The 17,693-nt window shown below is 60.1% G+C and carries 18 protein-coding genes; 10 read left to right on the forward strand and 8 right to left on the reverse strand.

The annotated features are described in order from the left end of the window. Window positions 1–102 precede the first annotated feature (102 nt). Entirely contained in the window at window positions 103–915 is an 813-nt protein-coding gene (gene mutM / locus IE079_RS09135; protein WP_189575660.1) for a bifunctional DNA-formamidopyrimidine glycosylase/DNA-(apurinic or apyrimidinic site) lyase, read from the reverse strand. A 155-nt stretch (window positions 916–1,070) separates the two neighbouring features. On the opposite strand from mutM, the gene IE079_RS09140 reads away from it, so the two are divergent. Continuing rightward, entirely contained in the window at window positions 1,071–2,255 is a 1,185-nt protein-coding gene (locus tag IE079_RS09140) for a DesA family fatty acid desaturase (RefSeq protein ID WP_189575662.1), read from the forward strand. Here IE079_RS09140 and rsmD read toward each other — a convergent pair. Beyond that, a complete protein-coding gene (gene rsmD / locus IE079_RS09145) occupies window positions 2,225–2,848 on the reverse strand; it encodes a 16S rRNA (guanine(966)-N(2))-methyltransferase RsmD (RefSeq protein ID WP_189575664.1) in 624 nt (207 codons plus the stop codon). The two genes, IE079_RS09140 and rsmD, sit on opposite strands and share 31 nt — an antisense overlap. A gap of 166 nt (window positions 2,849–3,014) precedes the next feature. On the opposite strand from rsmD, the gene ftsY reads away from it, so the two are divergent. The 8 genes from ftsY to IE079_RS09185 all read left to right on the forward strand — a co-directional run bounded on the left by ftsY (window position 3,015) and on the right by IE079_RS09185 (window position 11,561). After that, window positions 3,015–4,283, forward strand: a complete 1,269-nt coding sequence (gene ftsY / locus IE079_RS09150; protein WP_189575666.1) for a signal recognition particle-docking protein FtsY — start codon at window positions 3,015–3,017, stop codon at window positions 4,281–4,283. A gap of 49 nt (window positions 4,284–4,332) precedes the next feature. Further along, window positions 4,333–5,016 carry a cell division ATP-binding protein FtsE gene (gene ftsE / locus IE079_RS09155; RefSeq protein WP_189575668.1) on the forward strand — a complete coding sequence of 228 codons (684 nt, stop codon included), beginning with the start codon at window positions 4,333–4,335 and terminating at the stop codon, window positions 5,014–5,016. Continuing rightward, complete coding sequence (gene ftsX, locus IE079_RS09160) at window positions 5,013–6,020, forward strand: permease-like cell division protein FtsX (protein ID WP_189575670.1); 1,008 nt, start codon at window positions 5,013–5,015, stop codon at window positions 6,018–6,020. Before ftsE ends, ftsX begins: the two co-directional genes overlap by 4 nt. Window positions 6,021–6,575: 555 nt before the next feature. Continuing rightward, complete coding sequence (gene rpoH, locus IE079_RS09165; RefSeq protein ID WP_189575672.1) at window positions 6,576–7,436, forward strand: RNA polymerase sigma factor RpoH; 861 nt, start codon at window positions 6,576–6,578, stop codon at window positions 7,434–7,436. A gap of 95 nt (window positions 7,437–7,531) precedes the next feature. Next, the gene (locus IE079_RS09170; RefSeq protein WP_189575674.1) at window positions 7,532–8,440 is read left to right on the forward strand and encodes an NAD(P)-dependent oxidoreductase; all 909 of its coding nucleotides are present in this window, start codon (window positions 7,532–7,534) and stop codon (window positions 8,438–8,440) included. 4 nt (window positions 8,441–8,444) lie between these two features. Beyond that, window positions 8,445–9,218: a hydroxypyruvate isomerase gene (gene hyi, locus IE079_RS09175; RefSeq protein WP_189575676.1), complete on the forward strand. Its 774-nt coding sequence runs from the start codon at window positions 8,445–8,447 to the stop codon at window positions 9,216–9,218. 215 nt (window positions 9,219–9,433) lie between these two features. Beyond that, window positions 9,434–10,114 carry a winged helix-turn-helix domain-containing protein gene (locus IE079_RS09180; RefSeq protein ID WP_091851950.1) on the forward strand — a complete coding sequence of 227 codons (681 nt, stop codon included), beginning with the start codon at window positions 9,434–9,436 and terminating at the stop codon, window positions 10,112–10,114. Next, window positions 10,101–11,561 (forward strand): HAMP domain-containing sensor histidine kinase, encoded by a 1,461-nt coding sequence (locus tag IE079_RS09185; protein WP_189575678.1) that lies wholly within the window; start codon window positions 10,101–10,103, stop codon window positions 11,559–11,561. The genes IE079_RS09180 and IE079_RS09185 overlap by 14 nt, the downstream gene beginning before the upstream one ends. On the opposite strand, the gene IE079_RS09190 is transcribed toward IE079_RS09185, so the two are convergent. From IE079_RS09190 to IE079_RS09215, 6 genes are all read right to left on the reverse strand, one after another. After that, window positions 11,549–11,845 (reverse strand): hypothetical protein, encoded by a 297-nt coding sequence (locus IE079_RS09190; protein WP_189575680.1) that lies wholly within the window; start codon window positions 11,843–11,845, stop codon window positions 11,549–11,551. The genes IE079_RS09185 and IE079_RS09190 overlap by 13 nt on opposite strands. 302 nt (window positions 11,846–12,147) lie before the next feature. Continuing rightward, complete coding sequence (gene greB / locus IE079_RS09195; protein WP_189575682.1) at window positions 12,148–12,633, reverse strand: transcription elongation factor GreB; 486 nt, start codon at window positions 12,631–12,633, stop codon at window positions 12,148–12,150. Between the two features lie 6 nt (window positions 12,634–12,639). Beyond that, the gene (locus IE079_RS09200; protein WP_189575684.1) at window positions 12,640–12,948 is read right to left on the reverse strand and encodes a site-specific integrase; all 309 of its coding nucleotides are present in this window, start codon (window positions 12,946–12,948) and stop codon (window positions 12,640–12,642) included. A 160-nt stretch (window positions 12,949–13,108) separates the two neighbouring features. After that, window positions 13,109–13,372 (reverse strand): acyl-CoA-binding protein, encoded by a 264-nt coding sequence (locus IE079_RS09205; protein WP_189575686.1) that lies wholly within the window; start codon window positions 13,370–13,372, stop codon window positions 13,109–13,111. 236 nt (window positions 13,373–13,608) lie between these two features. Continuing rightward, window positions 13,609–13,926, reverse strand: coding sequence for a c-type cytochrome (locus IE079_RS09210; RefSeq protein WP_189575688.1), 318 nt, complete (start codon window positions 13,924–13,926; stop codon window positions 13,609–13,611). Between the two features lie 61 nt (window positions 13,927–13,987). After that, window positions 13,988–15,274: a PQQ-dependent sugar dehydrogenase gene (locus IE079_RS09215; RefSeq protein ID WP_189575690.1), complete on the reverse strand. Its 1,287-nt coding sequence runs from the start codon at window positions 15,272–15,274 to the stop codon at window positions 13,988–13,990. A gap of 374 nt (window positions 15,275–15,648) precedes the next feature. Between IE079_RS09215 and IE079_RS09220 the strand changes: the two genes are divergently transcribed. Continuing rightward, window positions 15,649–17,688 carry a TonB-dependent receptor family protein gene (locus IE079_RS09220; RefSeq protein ID WP_189575691.1) on the forward strand — a complete coding sequence of 680 codons (2,040 nt, stop codon included), beginning with the start codon at window positions 15,649–15,651 and terminating at the stop codon, window positions 17,686–17,688. Window positions 17,689–17,693 lie beyond the last annotated feature (5 nt).

Consider the following 17,693-nt stretch of genomic DNA (forward strand, 5'->3'; position numbering starts at 1 on the left):
CGTTGCGCTGCCTCGATTTGGAACCACCAAACCTTCGCCACCGCGCCTTGCTCTCAAGGCCCTCAGGGGCTCAGTAGATCAGCGAATTAACCGCACGGCACACTAGTGCTGACAGCGGGTGCAGTAGACCGTGCTGCGCTGGTTCATGCGGGTCTCCCGCAGCGGGCGCTGGCACTCTACGCAGGGCAGGCCGGCACGACCGTAGACCAGCAGTGACTGGGCAAAATAACCCGGTTTGCCGTCACTGTTGATGAAATCCCGCAACGTGGTGCCGCCCATCAGGATGGCGGCGCTGAGAGTCTCGCGGATGGCATCGCGCAATCGCTGGTAACGGGCGGCGCCGATCCGCCCCGCAGGCCGGTTCGGGTGTATGCCGGTTTTGAACAGGGCTTCATTGGCGTAGATGTTGCCAACGCCCACCACGATCCGGTTGTCCATCAGGAAGCTCTTTATCGGGGTCTTGCGGCCCCGGGACTTGCGGAACAGGTAAGGACCGCTGAAGCCCTCCCTCAGGGGCTCAGGGCCCAGGCTGGCCAGCAGGGGGTGATCCTGCGGTTGTTCATCCCATAGCCAGCAGCCAAAGCGACGTGGGTCGTTGAACCGCAGCCGATTACCGTCGGTGAATAACAGGTCGATATGGTCGTGCTTGTGGGGCTCGCTGTTGTCAGTGATGACCCGCAGGCTGCCGGACATGCCCAGATGGACGATGACGGTGCCGTGGTCAAACCTCAGCAGCAGGTACTTGGCTCTCCGGTCCGCCTCCCTGAGTGTCTGGCCGGCCAGCCGTTGCGGCAGATCATCAGGCACCGGCCAGCGCAGACGCGGGTCGCGAATGACCAGTTGCGCTACCTGCTTGCCTTCGCTGAAGGGCGCTATCCCGCGGCGGGTGGTTTCGACTTCAGGTAGTTCGGGCAAGGCTTGCTCCTAATGAAACGGTAATGAATTGCCGTGCAATTGCCGTTGTTTCGGCGCACAAGTGTACGCTAAAGTGAGACCTGCTTTTCAGGACCCCGAAAAGCACTTCTGACAGCAAAAATCTGTCAGTATTTCCGTCAGTTGAGGAACTCACTATGTGGTACAACGGTCTCCTGGACCTGTCCTGGATGCAACTGGTGCTGGTCACCCTCGCGATGACACATGTCACCATTGTCAGCGTGACGCTATACCTGCACAGGCACTCTGCCCATAATTCGCTGGACCTGCACCCCGTGCTCAAACACTTTTTCCGGTTCTGGCTGTGGCTGACCACCAGCATCAACACCCGGGAGTGGACGGCGATCCATCGCAAGCACCATGCCACCTGTGAGACCGAAAATGACCCCCACAGCCCGGTGGTCAAGGGTATCCGCAAGGTGCTGTTTGAGGGTGCCGAGCTTTACGCGGAGGCGACCACACCGGAAACCCTGGAGCGGTTCGGCAAGAATACACCGGATGACTGGATGGAGCGCAACGTCTATACCCGTCACCGCAACCTGGGTATCGCCCTGATGTTCGTGCTCAACCTGTCGCTGTTCGGCGTCAATGGTATCTGGATCTGGGCGCTGCAGATGATGTGGATACCGGTCTGGGCCGCTGGTGTGATCAATGGTCTGGGGCATTATGTCGGTTATCGCAACTTTGAGTGCCGGGACAACGCCCGCAATATCTCGCCGCTGGGCATTGTCATTGGCGGCGAGGAGTTGCACAACAACCATCACACCTACCCCAACTCCGCCAAGATGTCACGGCGCTGGTATGAGATCGACCTCGGCTGGGGCTATATCCGCCTGTTCCAGCTGTTCGGGCTGGCAAAGCCCAAGGGTTACCGGCCGGTGGTGCACTGGGTGCCGGGCAAGCAGGAAGTTGACGTGGAAACCGTGCAGGCGATTACCAACGACCGCTTTGATATCATGCGCCAGTATCGTAAACGGGTGATGGAGCCGGTGCTGCGTCAGCAGAAGTCACTGATGGATGAAGGTATTCGCCCCCGCTATCGGCGGGTGAAAAAGCTGTTGTCCCGGGATCGCTCACTGATTCCGCCCCAGGAACAGGCGCAACTGGAATCGGTGCTGGAAACCCATCCGACCCTGCGACAGATCTACGACATGAACCAGCAGTTGCAGGCGCTGTGGCGTCGCCGGGGTGTGAAGCCCCAGGAGAAGCTGCAGGCCCTGATGGCCTGGTGTCGGGAGGCGGAAGCCAGCCGTATCCGCTACCTGGAAGACTTCGCCGCTCATCTGCGGGCCTATTCGCTGCGCCCCGCAGCCAATACCTGATACAACGCATAGGTAACCTGCCCCGCGCTCTTGTTGCGGTGCAGGTGCCAGTTCCCTGGCACTGCCGGCGCTGGCCGGTCACTCTCGTACTCCAGGTAGATCCGGCTGCCCGTGGTCACCCAGCCATTATCTGCGATCAGCGGTAACAGGCTTTCCAGCCAGCCCTGCCGGAACGGCGCATCCATGAACAGGATGTCGGCGGGCGTGTTGGCAGGTCGCTGCAGGAAAGCCGCTACATCCTCGCAAACCACTTCCCCGCGGTCGGTTTTCAGCAACCTCAGGTTATCTCGCAGGGTCCGCGCCAGGGCCGGGGTGTGATCCACGAAGGTCACCCGGTCAGCGCCACGGGAGAGGGCTTCGAGCCCCAGTATGCCGCTGCCACTGAACAAATCCAGGCAACGGCTGCCGGGCAGATGAAACTGGAGCCAGTTGAACAGGGTCTCGCGGGTGCGGGCCGGGGTGGGGCGCACGCCCCCTTCGTCCGGAAACCGCAGTACCCGGCTGCGCCAGTCGCCGCCGATGATTCGCACCTCGCCCTGTCCCCCTGCGCGAGGGGCCCTGGCGGGTCTGGTTCTGGGGGCTTTGCGGGGCATGAAAAATCCGGTAGTTGCCAGTGAACGGGCTAATGATGGTAGCCCAATTGGCACGCCTCCGTAAGCAGGTTTGGACCCGGAACGCCCCTGCCGCTAGAATGGGCGCTTTCCTGAGCAGCGCCCGCCTAATGGGCCGCTGACCCCTCCAGCAAACATGGTAAGACAAATGATGGCAGAGTGGATTCTGATCGGCCTGCTGGTGCTGCTGGTACTGGCCTTCGTGGTAGACGTGGCTGGCCGGCGGGCATCGGCTCCCCGGCCCAAACCCGTTCCCCAGCGTAAACCCGAAGCCCTCCCAGGGCCGGCACCCAAACCCCTGAATCGTGAGTCCCTGTCGCAGAAAGAGGCGCCCGCCGGGGAACGCGAGGTGCCGGTATCCGAACAGGAGGTGGTCAGCCCGGCCGAGGAACCGCAGCCTGTCAAAGAGCCAGAGCCAGAGCCAGAGCCAGAGCCAGAGCCAGAGCCAGAGCCAGAGCCAGAGCCAGAGCCAGAGCCAGAGCCAGAGCCAGAAAAGAAAGTCAGTGTTTTCCAGCGCATCAAGGTCGGGCTTGGCAAGACCCGGGAGAGTTTCGGTTCGGGGCTTTCCGGCCTGTTTTCCGTTGGCAGCAAGGTGGACGAGGATCTGCTGGAAGAGATCGAAACCACCCTGCTGATGGCCGACGTGGGCGTGACCGCCACCACGGAAATCATTGATTCGTTGACCGAGAAACTCAATCGCAAACAGCTCAAGGATGGTGCCGCTCTCAAGGAGGCGCTGAAGGACGAGCTCCGCACCCTGCTGGCCGGCAGCCGTGAACCGCTGGTCATCGACACCGACAAAAAGCCCTGGGTCATGCTGATGGTTGGCGTGAACGGCGTTGGCAAGACCACCACCATCGGCAAGCTGGCCCATCAGTTCCAGAACGAGGGCCGCAGCGTCATGCTGGCCGCCGGAGACACCTTCCGGGCCGCTGCCGTGGAGCAGCTTCAGGTCTGGGGTGACCGCAATCAGGTGCCCGTGATTGCCCAGCACACCGGCGCTGACAGCGCTTCGGTGATCTACGACGCGGTGCAGTCGGCCCAGGCCCGGGGTACAGATGTCGTGATTGCCGACACAGCAGGGCGTTTGCAGAACAAGGACAATCTGATGGCCGAGTTGGAAAAGGTGGTTCGGGTTGTGAAGAAGCTGGACGAGTCGGCGCCCCACGAGGTCATGCTGGTGCTGGACGCCGGCACCGGTCAGAACGCCCTGAGCCAGGCCCAGGTCTTCCAGCAGGCGGTGGGTGTCACGGGTATCGCCCTGACCAAGCTGGATGGCACTGCCAAGGGCGGTATCGTCTTTGCCATTGCCCGCCAGTTGGGCCTGCCTATCCGTTACATTGGTGTGGGGGAGCAGGTGGAAGACCTGCGGCCATTCGAACCGGAAGCCTTTGTGGACGCCCTGTTTGACGATTGAAGCGTGTTCCGTAGTGGTTCCGGCGTGCAAATAATGGAAACAGGCCGCAATGATTGAGTTTCGTCAGGTCAGCAAGCGTTACGACAGCGACCACACCGCCTTGCGGCAGGTCTCCTTTGAGCTGGGGCGAGGTGAGCTGGCTTTCCTGACCGGCCATTCCGGGGCCGGCAAGAGTACCCTGCTCAAGCTGATACTGCTGATGGAGCGCCCCACCGCCGGCAAGGTGGTGGTGGGTGGCCAGTTGCTCAATACCATGCCGCGCCGGCAGATCCCCTACGTTCGCCGCCACATCGGGGCCGTGTTCCAGAATCACCAGCTGCTGTTTGACCGCACGGTATTCGACAACGTCGCCATGCCGCTGGAAGTGATGGGCGTGTCGCACCAGGATATAGGGCGCCGGGTTCGGGCGGCGCTGGACAAGGTGGGGTTACTGAGCAAGGAAAAGATGAATCCGGTCCAGCTTTCCGGTGGCGAGCAACAGCGGGTGGGTATCGCCCGGGCGGTGGTCAACAAGCCGCCGGTGCTGCTGGCGGATGAGCCTACCGGTAACCTGGATCCGGAGTTGTCAGCAGACATCATGCACCTGTTCGAGCAGTTCAGTCAGGTGGGGGTAACGGTACTGATCGCCTCCCACGATATTGCCCTGATCGAATCCATGAACCGGCGGCGGCTGACACTGACTCAGGGTGAACTGTTGTCCGCCGGGGCCACCATGGCCGGGAGCCCGGCATGAGTCGCCCCGGGCGCCAGCCGGCGGATCGCCGTGCCCGCGGGGCCGGCCGCTCTCACTCGTCCGCCAGATCCGTGCTGGCGGCCTACCGCTCCCACCATCTCAAGGTGGCAAAAGACAGCGCCCACCGGCTTTGGCAGGCGCCGGTGGCCAGTGCCATGACCTGGGCGGTGATGGGCATTGCCCTGGCGCTTCCGGTGGGGCTGTTGCTGTTGCTGGCCAGCCTGCAGGGGGTCAGTGCCGGTTGGGAAAGCGCAGCGCGGGTCACGGTGTACCTTGCCGATGAAGTTTCCGGTGCCGACGCGCAGGCACTGCAGAGCCGGATAGCAGGCCGGGATGACGTCGCCGGGGTGGTGATGATCCACCGGGACGAGGCGCTGGCGGAGTTTCGCGCCGAGTCCGGTCTGGCTGATGCCCTGGACTACCTGGATGAGAACCCCTTGCCCCATACACTGCTGGTGACGCCGGTGGACGATGCCCGTACAGCGGCAGGTGTCGATGCTCTGGCGGGTGGGCTGGAGGCCGAACCCCGGGTGGCACGGGTTCAGGTGGACCTGGGCTGGCTACAGCGGCTGGCGGCCATGACCGACCTGATCGCACGGGCGGTCTGGGTGCTGACCCTGTTGCTGGCGGCAGCGGTGATTCTGGTGATTGGCAACACCATCAGGCTAGCCATCGAGAACCGCCGTGACGAGATTCTGGTGGCCAAACTGGTGGGCGGTACCGATGCATTTGTCCGTCGTCCCTTCCTTTATACCGGTGCCTGGTATGGCCTGGGCGGAGGTCTGGTGGCGCTGATCATACTGCAGCTGTCCATCTGGTGGCTGAATGGCCCGGTGAGGGAGCTGGCGGTGCTCTACAACAGCGATTTTGCCCTTGGTGGACTGCCGCTGGATGGCGCCGTGGGGCTACTGCTGGTGGCGGTGGTGTTGGGCTGGCTGGGGGCGTGGCTGGCCGTGCGCCGACACCTTGATGCCATTGAGCCCGGCGAAATTGCCGGCCCCTAGCAGCCTGTCGAACTTAAGGCTGATCTACTGCGCCGATGGGAAAGCGGCTCAAATTCCCCGGATTTTTCGTTACATAGAACCACTATGCGCCTCAAAATCCGAAAAATTTGCGCTCACTTTCCCACCTTGCTCGTGACGATCGCTTAAGTCCGACAGGCTGCTAGTTTGCCGACGGGACACTAAGGACCTGTGTACATTCTTTAAGCCATGTTAATTCGTTGCACGGTTGATTGTGCTACGCTTGACGACTTCATGTGGTGGCTTGGTTAGCGATTATAAACCGCTGTAGGGGAAACACCGTATGGCTGGGAGCGGCGGCCCCGCTCTATGTTACTGACAGTAACGTTATACATCCCCGCCGGATACCGGGGCGGGACGCAGCAGGTTGTGTCGGCTGCCAGTAACAGTAAACGTGCTCACATATATTTTATCGCAATCTGGCCTCAGATTACTGAATTTGTTGAAGATAAGGCCGGATTGGGGAACTAATCAGAAACTTGGCTGTCATAGGTTTAATTGATATATTGATCTGATTGCCAGGTACGGAGGATACGAATGGGTACAAGTCTACAGTTGGCTGATCGCCTTGTTCCGGGTGCCAACCTGGAAGCCTACATTCAGGCAGCGAGCCGCATCCCGGTGTTGTCCGTCGATGAAGAGCGTGAACTTGGCGAGCGTCTCTATTATGAGGACGATGTGGATGCAGCGCGTACGCTGGTGCTCTCGCACCTGCGGTTTGTGATTCATATCGCGCGCAGTTATTCCGGCTACGGTCTGAACCAGTCAGACCTGATCCAGGAAGGTAACGTTGGCCTGATGAAGGCCGTCAAACGCTATAACCCCGAGTACGGGGTTCGTCTGGTGTCCTTTGCGGTGCACTGGATCAAGGCTGAAATTCACGAGTTCATCCTGCGCAACTGGCGCATCGTGAAAGTGGCTACCACCAAGGCCCAGCGTAAGCTGTTTTTCAACCTGCGCAGCCAGAAAAAGCGTCTTGCCTGGCTGAACCATGATGAACTGAACGCTGTCGCCAGCGACCTCGGGGTAGAGCCCCGCGTGGTCCGTGAGATGGAAGGGCGCCTGGCGTCCCAGGACACAGCGTTTGACGGTCCCCAGGATGACGATGACGACAAGGCCTACCAGGCACCGGCCTATTATCTGGAAGATCGTCGTGGTGATCCGGCCACCATGCTGGAACAGTCTGACTGGACCGAGGATTCCAATGGGCGTCTGATGCAGGCCCTGGAAGGCCTGGATGAGCGTAGTCAGGATATCCTGCGGGAACGCTGGCTGACGGAAAGCAAGTCCACACTGCACGAGCTGGCGGACAAGTATGGTATTTCCGCCGAGCGTATCCGTCAGCTGGAAAAGAACGCCATGAAGAAAATCAGGGCACAGCTGGGCGAGGCGGCCTGAGCGCCGCCCCTTTCAGCAACCTGAGCACGACGCCACCGGCTAACCACTGGTGGCGTTTTTGTTTGCACGTGGAAACTTCCGGTAAGGAACGCTAAATGGCAAATCCCCATATTGCCTTCCTGGGCATCGGCCTGATGGGGGCTCCCATGACCCGCAACCTGCTGGATGCCGGGTTCCCGATGACACTGTGGAATCGCACCCGCAGCAAGTGTGATCCGTTCCGTGACCGGGCCTCGGTGGCGGATAACCCGGCTGACGCCGTTGCCGCGGCGGATATCGTTATTACCATGCTGGAAAATGGTGACGTGGTAGAGGATGTGCTGGTTCGCCAGGGTGTGATGGACACGCTCCAGACAGGTGCCGTAGTGGTGGACATGAGTTCGGTGCAGCCCTCGCTGGCTCGTCGACATGCCGCGATGGCCACTGAAAAGGGTGCGGGCTACCTTGATGCTCCGGTCTCCGGCGGCACCCGGGGCGCCGAAGCCGGCGCCCTGAGCATCATGGCTGGCGGCGAAGCGGCTGACCTGGACACGGTGAAGCCGGTATTCGCCGCCCTGGGTAAGGCCACGCACATTGGCCCGGTGGGTGCCGGTCAGCTGGCCAAGCTGGCCAACCAGGCCATTGTCGGCGTCACCATCGGAGCGGTTTCCGAGGCGCTGCTGCTGGCGGCCCAGGGGGGTGCGGATCCGGCGGCGGTGCGCGAAGCGCTGTTGGGCGGGTTCGCGGGCAGCAAGATCCTGGAACAACACGGCCAGCGCATGATCGAACGGGATTTTGCCCCTGGGGCACCGGCGCGCATTCAGCTCAAGGACCTGCGTATGATCCTGGATGAGGCACGGGCGGAGGGGCTGACCCTGCCCCTGGCCCAGCAGTCTCATAACAGCTACCAGTCGCTGGTTGCCAATGGCCATGCCGACGTGGACCACAGCGGGCTGCTGCTGGAACTTGAGCACGTCAATGGCGCCCGCCTCGGTGGCGGCCCGAAGCCCGGGAAAAAGACCTGATTCCATGCCTCGTTTCGCTGCCAACCTGACCCTGCTGTTCAATGAGCTTCCCTTTGAAGAACGGTTTGCGGCTGCCCGCCAGGCCGGTTTCCGGGGCGTCGAGTACCTGTTTCCCTATGCCTGGCCGGAGGCCATGCTGGCCGAGCGCCTGCAGGAGAATGGCCTGACCCAGGTGCTGTTCAACCTGCCGCCCGGTAACTGGAACGCGGGCGAGCGCGGTATCGCCTGCCTGCCAGGGCATGAGGACGAGTTCCGGGCGGGGGTTGATGAAGCCATTCGCTATGCCAGGGCTCTTGGCTGCAAAAGGCTGAACTGTCTGGCCGGGCTGCGGCCGGCCCAGGCGGATGAGAGCCAGCTCTGGGCTACCCTTAGGGACAATGTGGCCTACGCCGCCAGACGCCTGCAGGATGAGGGCATTACCCTGTGCCTGGAGGCGATCAATTCCCGGGTTGATATGCCCGGTTTCCTGCTGGATACCTCCGCCAGGGTCGTCAGGCTCATGGACGAGGTGGGCGCCGACAACCTGCGCCTGCAGTATGATCTGTATCATATGCAGATCATGGAAGGCGACCTGATCCGAACACTGCGCCAGCTGATGCCACGTATTGGCCACATCCAGTTTGCCGACAATCCCGGGCGGCACGAGCCTGGTACCGGCGAGATTAACTTCCGGTCCATCTTTCAGGCACTGGATGAGGCCGGCTACAATGGCTGGGTAAGCGCCGAGTATCACCCGAAAGCCAGTACCGGCGAGGGTCTGGAGTGGATGTCGGCGTAACGAATGGTCACAATGTGACCGTCGTCGATGACGACACCCTCTTACAGGATCGTAACTGGCAGCTAACCGGGTCAGCCCTTACTCTGGGCAAACATTACAGAGCCTGTGGTCAGGACCGAGCGTCTTTTCACAGGCACCTGGACAGTGGTGGAGCCCTGTTATCCGGGGTCTGAACGCTGCAATCGCGAGTAGACAGGCAGGCGGGAGGAAGACCGGTGAAAGCACTGGTAATCGAAGATGATCAGGACGTGGCAAGCTACCTGGTAAAGGGTCTCAAGGAGTCCGATTTCGTGGTGGACCACGCCGCTGACGGCAAGGAAGGCATGATGATGGCCGCCAGCGAAGATTACGACATCATGATTGTGGACAGAATGTTGCCGGGCATGGATGGTTTGTCCATCATCAAGACGGTCCGGGCCACGGGCAATCAGGTTCCGGTATTGATTCTGAGCGCCCTGGGCGATGTGGACGACCGGGTGGAAGGCCTCCGGGGTGGTGGCGATGACTACCTGACCAAGCCTTTTTCCTTTACCGAATTGCTGGCCCGTATCGAATCGCTGGTACGCCGCAATCGTCAGTCGGCGGAAACGGAAACGGTACTCAAGGTCGCCGATCTGGAAATGGACCTGCTCGCCCGTACCGTCAAGCGTGCCGGGCAGAACATCGACGTGCAGCCTCGGGAGTTCCGCTTGCTGGAATATCTGATGCGCAATGCCGGCCAGGTGGTCACCCGGACCATGCTGCTGGAGAAGGTCTGGGACTATCACTTCGATCCCCAGACCAACGTCATCGATGTACATATCAGCCGCCTCAGGGCCAAGATCGACAAGGAGTTCGACACCCCGTTGCTGCAGACAGTCCGGGGTGCGGGATACATGTTGCGTGAGACTGCTTAGCCAGCTAAGAACCTCCACCTTCCAGCTGGCCCTGCTGTACATGGTGGTCTTTGCCACTTCGGTTTTCCTGTTGCTGGCGTTCATCTACTGGCGTACCGCCGGTTTCATGACTGCGCAGACCGATGAAACCATCGAGGCGGAAATCGCAGGGCTGGCGGAGCAATACCGGGGTCGGGGCGTCAATGGCCTGATCACGGTCATCCGTGAGCGGGTGGCCCGCGACCCCAATGCCAAATCCCTCTATCTGCTGTCCACCGACGAGGAGCTGAAGCTGGCAGGCAATCTTGACGCCTGGCCGGAGGAGGCCGACGCTGAGGGTGGCTGGATCAACTTTACGCTGGACGAGGATCTTGGCTGGACCGGCCCGCCGCGCATGGCCCGCGCCCGTATCTTCGAGGTGCAGGGTGGTTTGCGCCTGCTGGTGGGTCGTGATGTGGATGACCTCAATACCCTCAAGTCACTGATCGAAACCGCCATCAACTGGGGTATGGGTATCACCCTTGCGCTGGCGTTGCTCGGCGGCTTCATGATGAGCCGAAGTACCACACGGCGCATCGAGGTGATCAACAACACCTCCCGCAAAATCATGAACGGGCACCTGTCACAACGTATACCCACCCGTGGCACCCACGACGATTTCGACCAGCTGGCGGAAAACCTCAATCAGATGCTGGACCGGATCGTTTACCTGATGGAGGGCATTCGCCATGTCTCCGACAGCATCGCCCATGACCTGCGCACACCGCTGACCCGGCTTCGCAACCAGCTGGAAACCACGCTTATGCTGGTGGACAACGACGAGGCCCGTGACCAGGCCGCGAAAGCGGTGGCGGAGGCGGACCAGCTGCTGGCCACCTTCAATGCGCTGCTGCGGATCGCACGGCTGGAAACCCGGGGCAATACCACCGCGGATTTGCGCCCCGTGTCCCTGGGAATGCTGGTTAGCGACGCCTGTGAGCTTTACGAAGCCCTGGCGGAGGACAAGCACCAGTCATTCGTGCAGGAGATCGACGAGGAGGTGATGGTTGAGGGTGACCGTGACCTTCTGTTCCAGATGGTCAGCAACCTGATCGACAACGCCATCAAATACACGCCGGAAGAGGGGGGAATCGTGATCCGGGTTACCCTGGACGACGGCTCGGCGGTGTTCGAGGTAGGTGACAGCGGTGTCGGTGTGCCGGATGACGAAAAAGGGCAGATCTTCCAGCGTTTCTACCGGGTTGGCAAGAGCCGCTCCCTGCCCGGAAGCGGGCTTGGCCTGAGCCTGGTCAGCGCGGTAGTGGAAATCCATAAGGGCTCGATTGGCCTGTTCGACCACCACCCTGGGGCAGACTACCCGGGGTTGCGGGTGCGGGTAACTCTGCCCCGCTATAACCCGCAGAAACGGCGGGTCCGTTCAGTGCCCGCCAACCGGCTTACCAGTGATCAGGAAGATCAGTCGGCCTGACGATTGTCTTTACGACGGAAGCGATTGATGCGCTCGGCGACCGGTTGCAGGATCGGGTAACCGCTTTTCTCCAGGCTTTCCAGCAGGTCTTCCGCCTGTCCACGATAACGGTCCAGCCGGGTCTGCAGGCTGTCCCACTCGCCTTCAAGATGATGTTGCTCGGCCATCATCAAGGCCGCGATATTGTGGCGGTTCACCTTGTCGGTAATGCCCAGCTTGTCCAGCTGATAGCCCAGACTGTCGACACCCTTGAGCGCGGCCTGGGTCAGGTTATCTTTGTTCATAGAGTGTGTTCCCAACGTGAGTCAAAGTTGTCCGACTGTATCCGGATAGCATGGGGATATTGCCTAGAGTATACAACCTAAACAGGGAGCAGCACGCCTGGCTGCGGCAATGGCAGTGGCTGCAAAACAGTGGCCAGTGGCCTGAAAAAAATGTCATTGCACGGCCACTTCGGGTTAACAGCCTTTATGCATAATGGCTGGTGCAGTAGTGAAGCAGACACAGTTTCCGTCTGCTTCTCCCTCCAGCACAGCGCTAGCCTTGACCCCGCCAGTTCGGCGGGGTTTTTTTCCTTTAAGGCTCGTTACTCGTCGGCAGGTTTCTCGTAGCGGATATCGGTGACAACCCAGTTAACGGGGCCTTCCGGGGTTATCACCACGGCTTCGTCGTCCAGCTTTTTTTTCAGCAGGGCGCGGGCCATGGGGGAGTCGATGGAGATATAGCGCCGATCGAGGTCAAGCTCATCAAATCCCACTATACGGAAATGGCGGGTCTGGCCTTCCTCGTTTTCCACTTCCACCCAGGCGCCGAAGAACACCCGCCCTTCCTGTTCGGGGGCGTAATCCACCACCTGCAACTCCCGTGAGCGACGCTCAAGGTAACGGAAGCGGCGGTCGATTTCCCGCAGCCGCTTCTTGTTGTACTGGTAGTCGGCATTCTCGGAGCGGTCTCCCAGGCTGGCCGCCCAGGTGACCTTGCGGGTCACTTCGGGGCGTTCAAACCGCCACAGCTGGTCCATCTCGGCCTTGAGCGCCTCGAAACCGGCGCGGGTAATCAGTTTTGCGCGCATGGGCGCTCACGCAGATCTGGCCACCGGGACATGCTTGTGGAGGACGTCCTCATAGAAGAACGTAAGTGCCTGTTGCGCCTGGTTGAAACGTGCGCGGGACAACTGGATGCGGTCCTGGAGATGCAGTAGGAACAGTTGTTGATCAGCACTTTCCAGTGTCTCCGGTGTCCTGGGTTGATGGAACAGCACGAACCGGGATATCCAGTGCAGATAGGTCTGTTCGGTTCGCTGGTTCAATCGCTGCGTGTGGATAGCGTTGCGTACTCGTTTGAACAGACCGGGTTCGCTCTGCTCAAGCGCTTCAGTCAGATACATGGGCGTTTTCCCTGAAGGTGTATTTGCGGGCTCTACAGCGTGTTCAGGGCCCCTTTTTAATTATAGTAGCGGCATCCTATGACAAACTTTTTAATACCGCAAAAACCCTTCAGGCTTTTTCATGGTTACTTGAGTTATCTCAAGTGGCAGCGAAAAACTGTCAGCCGCGAAGTGCTTCCAGCCTTTCGATGTAACGCTCCATGGCTTCTTCCCGTGACAGGCCCTTGACCTTCTCCCAGGCGTCGAATTTGGCGCGTCCCACGAAATCCATCATGCCGGGGCGCTTGCCACTGACATCCCCTTCCGTGGCCTGCTTGTACAGGGCGTAAAACTCCAGTTTCTGGTCATTGGACGGGTTGGCGTCACCCTGACCTTTCTGGATGAAATCGACGGCTTCGTTGAAACGGGTTTCGAGATCGCTCATGGCGGTTTCCCTGATCTGTTGCGTTGAGGTCCTTCAGGAGCATCTGGCGGACAGTCCAAGGCAAGTATAACGCCTGCCGACAGGTTGCGGCCATAGCCGGCCACTTGCAATCTCGTAGACCGTCAGCCCGCCGTTGCGGAGATACCGGGTAAGGCCTGAAAACAGTATTCCGGAAACAACAAGGCTCACAGGAGGGGGTTGGTCAGAGCGGGTCGTCGTAAGGTAATCCTGTTGGATCACTTGAAACTGCTGGAGATATAGGCGGCAAGATTGGCGATGTCATCATCGGACAGATCTTTGGCGTTAGGGATCATCAGACCGGAATTTGCGCCGACTTTTTCACCGGCACGATAGGTTTCAAGTCGTGATTCGATGTATTCAGCCTCATTGCCCTTAAGGGATGGAAAGCTCGCCATTCCTTGCCCCTGTTTGCCATGGCATTGCGCACAGCTATTCTCGAACATGGCTTTGCCCGCGGAAGCATCCGCTGCCTGGGCGTGGGCAGTACCGATTGTCAGGATCGCAGCGACAGCACAAAGCACTGTTTTTCTCATGGTGTTTCCCTGGTATGCGGCTGAGACCGCACCACCCGGAGGCAGTGCGGCTCAGACGGACTTATTGAGGACTGACACGGTAGATATTGCCTTCATCCACCGCGACAAACAGATCGCCTTCCGGTCCTACAACCAGTGAACGGTAGCGGGCAGGGCCCTCGGGCAATGACATCTCGGCAACATCTGCCACTTTGACGGTGTCGCCGTCTTTTTCAAGATCAAGTACGTTGATGCGCTGACCGACAGGTGTTTCCCCGAAACCGATGCCGAGGAAACTGACCACCAGGTCACCGTTCCAGTCACCCCATTTCTCGCCTTTCAGGAACGCATCACTGCTGATGCCCTGGGAAAGGCCATTGTTGCCCCAGATGGCTTCCATGGCGTCGGGATAGGTTTCCAGATCGGTCATTGGCATGTACTGCGACCGTTTATCGGGGTCCATGCCTTCATTCTGGTTAGGCTGGTAACCGCAGTAGTCGTCGGGGCAATCGCCGCGGCCGGCCATGTTCGGGCGTGGATCCCAGCCACTGTTGGCGCCAGCGACCAACGCATTGACCTCATCGGAATGCCAGGGGCCATGCTCGGTTATGATCGGCTGACCGGTCTCCGGGTGGAAGGCGATGCCCTGAACATTACGGTGTCCATAGGTAAAGATTCGCGGATCGAAACCATCGGGCGTCGCTTCAGCGTTGCCGGGTATCGCTTCGCCATTTCTGTCGATGCGAAGCACCTTGCCGCCAAGCTTGTTACCGGATTGCGGCAATGCGCTGTTGTGGTTGTCGCCGGTGGGTACAAACAGGTGCCCGTCCGGGCCGAACCGGATGCGGCCGCCGTTGTGGGCGCCGGCATCACCAAACGGATGGTCGCTGGGCGCTTCCTTGTAGGGGATGTTTTTCACAATATCGGTGCGGTTCCCGACGCCATCCAGATCCTCGTTTACCGTCAGTCTCACCACCCGGTTGGTGGGCGGGCTGTTGATATTGGATGCCGAATAGACATAGATGGTCCGGTTGTCCTCGAAGTCGGGATCAACCGTGACACCGTTCATCCCGGCCTGACCCTGACAGAACAGGTCGTCCGCGGTACTGGCGTAGCCGTCGGTGTCAGCCATGCCCAGCAGGTTATTGACGTCTCCATTGGGGAGTCGCACCGACAGGCCTTTGCACTTTTCAGTGAAAAGCATGGCTCCATCAGGCAGGAACGCCATATCCCACGGATTATCCAGACCGGATAACACGGTATTCTGTTCAAGATCGGGGGTGTCGGCACTTGCGACAGCAGGTAAGCCGACAATCAGGGCTGATGCGGCGATTGCTCCGATCGACCGCAGGGGGGATTTGTAAGGCATTGTCAGATCCTCTCGTTGTTGTTTCCCGTTGTTGTTTCTCGTTTATGTGTCTTGTTTTTGAGCATGCCTTCAATATTGTAGAACTATTTGTTAGAGCGTCAAATCAGTTCAGGCAGACCCGAGCCGGCTCCACCAGTGCTCGCCAGGTTGCTGCCACCGTCAACCGCCCATCTGCTGTCCTGTAACCGGGGCAAAATCATTCTGGTGTCGCTCGTGGAGCGGTTACATTTCAGCTGCTATCCTTAAAACTTTTGACGGGTTTGCCTCCGACAGAATGATGGGGCGGAGCACAAACGGCGTCAGCAAAAACCATAACAACAATCAGGCGGGGAGAAGGCATGAAGGCCTGCAAAGCGAGTGGAGCAGTTCCGTTGATGGCAGTGGCACTGGTATGGAGTGGCGGCGCAATCGGGCAGGAGGATGCCTCGACCTCGGCGGAAGCCGGGCCGGATATCACCGTCACCGCTCCCCGGTTGACCCGGGATATCTATGACACGCCGGCGGCGGTATCGGTGGTGAATCAACGGGAGATCCGACAGGGGGAGCAGCGCATCCACCTGGACGAATCCCTGGAATTTGTGCCCGGTATCTACCTGCAGAACCGGGAAAACTATGCCCAGGGACAGCGCATCTCCAGCCGCGGTTTTGGGGCACGGGCACCGTTCGGTATTCGCGGCCTCCACATCCGCGTGGATGGCATTCCCTATACACTGCCGGACGGGCAGGCCCAGATTGACGCCGTGGACCTGGCCAGTGCCGAGCAGATCCAGGTGATCCGGGGCCCGTCGTCGGTACTCTACGGTAACGCTGCCGGCGGGGTGATCGATATCACCACTGCCGATGGCCGCCGCATGCGCCAGTCTCCGGTGATCGACCTGCAGGGCGGCAGTCACGGCCTGATGCAGGCGGGCGTCCGCGCCGGCGGAGAGCAGGGCGACTGGTTCTATGCCGCCAGTGCTTCGGCTCTGACATCTGACGGCTACCGGGAACAGAGCGAAGTGGAAAAGTACCTGTTCAACGGCAAGCTGGGCCACCAACTGGACGATGACCGTTCCCTGATCGTCTTGCTCAACCTGCTGGACACCCCGAAAGCGCAGGATCCCAGCGGCCTGACCCGGGAAGCCGCCGAGGAAGATCCCCGGCAGGCGCGGGAGATCGCCAAAAGACTGGATTCGGGCCAAACCGTGGATCAGCAGTTAGTGGGCACTCACTACAGTGACCAGGACTTTGGCGGCGGCACCCTGGATGCCCGCGTTTTCTACAGCTGGCGTGACTTCGAGCAACAACTGCCGTTTCCCGGTTCCAGCCTGATCAACTACCAGCGGGATTACTATGGCGGCAGCCTGGAGTACGGACGCTCCACCAAGCTGGTGGAGCGTCCGTTCAACTGGGTTATTGGCATGGACCTGGGCTGGCAGGAAGACGACCGCGGACGCAATTCCGTCAATCCCTCCGGCGAGGTTACCGGCACGACGGGGGATGAGTTTCAGCAGGCTCAGAGCACCGGTGTCTTCGCCCAGGGTGAGTGGTTACTGACAGACAAGCTCGGGTTAAGTGCCGGGGTCCGTCATGATCGCGTAGCCATGGAAATTGACGATGACTACCTGGCTGATGGCTTTGACGACAGCGGTGACCGCACCTTCCGGGAATGGTCCGGCAGTCTCGGTCTGAGCTACCAGTACCGGCCTGCTCACCAGTGGTATGCCACCGTTGGCAACGCCTTTGAAACACCCACCTTCGCCGAGTTTGCGCGTCCTGATGGACGGGGCGGTTTCAACCCGGAGATCGAACCCCAGCAGGCCCGGAATTACGAAGTGGGCGCCCGGGGGCTGTTTGACACGGGCCTCGAATATGACCTGGCGCTGTTCTCCATCAATGTCGACGACGAGCTGATTCCCTTTGAAATCTCCGGCAGCGGCCGCACTTTCTATCGCAATGCCGGCCGTACCTCCCGTGACGGACTCGAAGCGGCCATCAGCTACCCGTTTCTGCAAGCCTGGGAAGCCCGCAGCAGCCTGACCCTGGCCCGCTACCGGTTTGATCGCTACACCACCGACGGCGGCGATGATTATGCCGGCAACGACCTGCCCGGCCTGCCGCAAACCCTGTGGAACGGGGCCGTCGCCTGGCAGGGTCTTGGCGGTCGTTTTGCGGAAGTGGGTGTTCACTATGTCGGCGATTTCTATGCCGACGATGCCAATACCGAAGAGGTGGACAGCCACTGGCGGTTTGATCTGAAAGGCGGCGAAAGCTGGCGTGTGGGAAGTGACACCACGGTGGATATCTATGGTGGTATCCGCAACCTGTTCGACGAAGACTACTATGAGAACGTACGAATCAATGCCAGTCGCAGTCGTTACTATGAACCAGCGCCCGGACGAACGTTTTACGCTGGCGTTAAAATAGCTTTTTGACGGCG

The organism is Marinobacter zhanjiangensis (assembly GCF_014651935.1).
GTDB lineage: Bacteria > Pseudomonadota > Gammaproteobacteria > Pseudomonadales > Oleiphilaceae > Marinobacter > Marinobacter zhanjiangensis.

Bases quoted from the DNA above. Each gene is read 5' to 3' on its own strand.
- IE079_RS09140 (WP_189575662.1), top strand. From the start codon at position 1,071: ATGTGGTACAACGGTCTCCTGGACCTGTCCTGGATGCAACTGGTGCTG.
- rsmD (WP_189575664.1), bottom strand. From the start codon at position 2,848: ATGCCCCGCAAAGCCCCCAGAACCAGACCCGCCAGGGCCCCTCGCGCA.
- ftsY (WP_189575666.1), top strand. From the start codon at position 3,015: ATGATGGCAGAGTGGATTCTGATCGGCCTGCTGGTGCTGCTGGTACTG.
- ftsE (WP_189575668.1), top strand. From the start codon at position 4,333: ATGATTGAGTTTCGTCAGGTCAGCAAGCGTTACGACAGCGACCACACC.
- ftsX (WP_189575670.1), top strand. From the start codon at position 5,013: ATGAGTCGCCCCGGGCGCCAGCCGGCGGATCGCCGTGCCCGCGGGGCC.
- rpoH (WP_189575672.1), top strand. From the start codon at position 6,576: ATGGGTACAAGTCTACAGTTGGCTGATCGCCTTGTTCCGGGTGCCAAC.
- IE079_RS09170 (WP_189575674.1), top strand. From the start codon at position 7,532: ATGGCAAATCCCCATATTGCCTTCCTGGGCATCGGCCTGATGGGGGCT.
- hyi (WP_189575676.1), top strand. From the start codon at position 8,445: ATGCCTCGTTTCGCTGCCAACCTGACCCTGCTGTTCAATGAGCTTCCC.
- IE079_RS09190 (WP_189575680.1), bottom strand. From the start codon at position 11,845: ATGAACAAAGATAACCTGACCCAGGCCGCGCTCAAGGGTGTCGACAGT.
- greB (WP_189575682.1), bottom strand. From the start codon at position 12,633: ATGCGCGCAAAACTGATTACCCGCGCCGGTTTCGAGGCGCTCAAGGCC.
- IE079_RS09200 (WP_189575684.1), bottom strand. From the start codon at position 12,948: ATGTATCTGACTGAAGCGCTTGAGCAGAGCGAACCCGGTCTGTTCAAA.
- IE079_RS09205 (WP_189575686.1), bottom strand. From the start codon at position 13,372: ATGAGCGATCTCGAAACCCGTTTCAACGAAGCCGTCGATTTCATCCAG.
- IE079_RS09210 (WP_189575688.1), bottom strand. From the start codon at position 13,926: ATGAGAAAAACAGTGCTTTGTGCTGTCGCTGCGATCCTGACAATCGGT.
- IE079_RS09215 (WP_189575690.1), bottom strand. From the start codon at position 15,274: ATGCCTTACAAATCCCCCCTGCGGTCGATCGGAGCAATCGCCGCATCA.
- IE079_RS09220 (WP_189575691.1), top strand. From the start codon at position 15,649: ATGGCAGTGGCACTGGTATGGAGTGGCGGCGCAATCGGGCAGGAGGAT.